This window comes from Arthrobacter sp. Y3225116 (genome assembly GCF_059091245.1).
The window spans coordinates 1-953 of the sequence record NZ_JBNHGL010000482.1 but is presented as its reverse complement, the minus strand read 5'-3'; the positions used below and the strand labels follow the sequence as shown (position 1 = coordinate 953).

Genomic DNA, 953 nt, shown 5'->3' with positions numbered 1-953 from the left:
GGTGCTCAGCGCACAGTCAGCAGGTTGCGCGGATTCTCCTCGAGGATGCGCTGCGCGTCGTCGTCGCTTAGGCCCTGGTCCTTGAGGAAGGGCACGAAGGTGGCCAGGACATGGCTGTACGGCAGGTTGTACTCCGGCAGGCCCTTGGCCACGCCAATGGAGTTGCCCGAGAGGATTACCTTGTCGGCATTGCCCGCCTTGACCAGTTCAAGCACCAGGTCGGCGCGCTCACCGTCGGTGAGGTAGTCCTCGTCGTCGTCCAGACCTACATGGTCGATTCCCACAAAGGCTCCGCGGCTGGCGACCTCAAGGGCAAATTTGGCAGCGTCCTTGCGGTCCATATCGCCGACGAGCACACGGTCGGCGCCGATCTGCTCGTCGAGGACCACGTCCAGGTCGTGAAGGACGTCGGCGCCGAACCGGATGGAAACCGGGACGCCGGTGTTCTTGGCGGCGCGGGCGGAGCCGCGGAACAGGCTTTCCTCGGTCGGGGTCATCCCGGCGCGGTCGGCCATGGTGGCGACGATCCCGGCAGCGGCCCGGCGTTCAACGCGCGGGACCACCATGCCCTCGGTGACCTCTTTGGCGAAGAGGTCACCGAACTTCTCCGCCGGCCACGGGGTCGGCGGGTTGGTCTGCGGCGTCAGGAAGTAGCCGCCGAGTTCCTCCTCGGGGCCAAGTCCCGTGGAGGCGATGATGTGCACGCCGGTCGAACGCGAGAGCGCCTCGTACAGCTTCACGTCGCGGCCGTGGAACATGCCGGTGCTGTCGACGATCGTCTGGCCGCCGTGCTCGCGGAAATCGGTCAGCTTTCCGGCCAGGACCTCGAAGATCTCCGCCCGGTCCATGCTGATGTCCGGGGCGTACTGTGCGCCCGGGAGGACGGAGAGCAGGGATTCGTGGACCGCGACAACACCCAACTCATGGGCTGGCACGGGACCAAGAACCGTATT

1 protein-coding gene is annotated in these 953 nt (G+C 66.2%); it reads right to left on the bottom strand.

All coding sequences use genetic code 11. From position 1 onward, the window contains the following. Positions 1-5 precede the first annotated feature (5 nt). Positions 6-953, bottom strand: a 948-nt coding sequence (locus tag AC5RV2_RS18470) for a phosphotriesterase family protein (RefSeq protein ID WP_494093535.1), incomplete at its 5' end; no start/stop codon positions are given.